Source organism: Collinsella sp. WCA1-178-WT-3 (M1) (assembly GCF_009696325.1).
In the GTDB taxonomy this organism is placed as follows: Bacteria; Actinomycetota; Coriobacteriia; order Coriobacteriales; family Coriobacteriaceae; genus Collinsella.
The window spans coordinates 1-1,665 of record NZ_VUME01000026.1 but is presented as its reverse complement, the minus strand read 5'-3'; the positions used below and the strand labels follow the sequence as shown (position 1 = coordinate 1,665).

1 protein-coding gene is annotated in these 1,665 nt (G+C 33.9%); it reads right to left on the bottom strand.

Features of this window, described 5'->3' with window-relative positions:
* Positions 1–231: 231 nt before the first annotated feature.
* Positions 232–1,322 (bottom strand): IS4-like element ISAba1 family transposase gene (locus FYJ40_RS08825; protein ID WP_085940413.1). Its coding sequence is split into 2 segments (ribosomal slippage): positions 232–782 and positions 782–1,322, totalling 1,092 coding nucleotides; the frame shifts between segments, so codons are not numbered across the junction.
* Positions 1,323–1,665: the final 343 nt, after the last annotated feature.

Sequence of the window (1,665 nt, the reverse complement as noted above, 5' to 3'; positions counted from 1 at the left end):
GACATACCATTTAGTCCATTATATTGCTCCCTAAAAACAAGTAAACCCTGACTTTAATTATTCAGGGTTTTTTTTGATTTAAATTATATAAACCTAAAATATATAATTATGTTTTGATTTATATTATATAGAAATATAATTATTATTAAGTGATCTAAATGAGTACGTTATATAAGCTAGTGTATAAATATGTATCTGGAGAGAGCAAAAATACTCTGTACACGACAAATTTCACAGAACCCTTATCCTATCAGGGTTCTGCCTTCTTAAAATTGCCAAAATTTCCTTAAACTCTTCTTTTTTCCCAAAACCAATTAAACGCTGAATCGCCATTTGAACATAGTCTAAACCATAGCGAAATAAACTCATTGAGAGTCGTCCATGCTTCTTTATTTTTATCGCTTTTTTTTGATCATGTTGCCATTCACCCGTTAAGTAACACCAACAGAAGCTTATAGCTAACACCGCAATCAATTTTTTCACTCGTCTAGGGTCTGTCAAGCGCGTATTTTCAAGATTAAACCCGCGTCCTTTGAGACAACTGAATAAGGTTTCAATTTCCCAGCGTAATGCATAATCCTGAATAGCATTGGCATTAAACTGAGGAGAAACGACGAGTAAAAGCTCTCCATTTTCTAACTGTAGTGCACTTATATATAGTTTCACCCGACCAACCAAAATCCGTCGTTTACGACATTCAATTTGACCAACTTTAAGATGGCGAAATAAATCACTAATTTTATGATTCTTTCCTAAATGATTGGTGACAATGAAGTTTTTTTAACACGAATGCAGAAGTTGATGTCTTGTTCAATTAACCATGTAAACCACTGCTCACCGATAAACTCTCTGTCTGCGAACACATTCACAATACGGTCTTTACCAAAAATGGCTATAAAGCGTTGAATCAAAGCAATACGCTCTTTCGTATCTGAATTTCCACGTTTATTAAGCAATGTCCAAAGGATAGGTATCGCTATTCCACGATAAACGATTGCGAGCATCAGGATATTAATATTTCGTTTTCCCCATTTCCAATTGGTTCTATCTAAAGTCAGTTGCACTTGGTCGAATGAAAACATATTGAAAATCAACTGAGAAATTTGACGATAATCAAAATACTGACCTGCAAAGAAGCGCTGCATACGTCGATAAAATGATTGTGGTAAGCACTTGATGGGCAAGGCTTTAGATGCAGAAGAAAGATTACATGTTTGCTTTAAAATAATCACAAGCATGATGAGCGCAAAGCACTTTAAATGTGACTTGTTCCATTTTAGATATTTGTTTAAGATAAGATATAACTCATTGAGATGTGTCATAGTATTCGTCGTTAGAAAACAATTATTATGACATTATTTCAATGAGTTATCTATTTTTATCGTGTACAGAGTATGAATAGAATAAAGTGGCGTTGTCTGGTGAGAAAACTGTTGTTCTAAATGAGTTAAACGTTGATGCAGACTTGATAATGACTGAACCAGTATGACAGTGAATGCAATAGATAAAGCAACAACGGCACTCTGAAATTTAAAACCAATTGAAATGGCTAAAAACAAAGTCAAAGCGATCAAAACGATGATCATTCCCTGTTTGTCTTTTTTATACATGGGCTTAGCAATATGACACCTTCATTACAAATCATCTTACTTCAAGCCAATACAT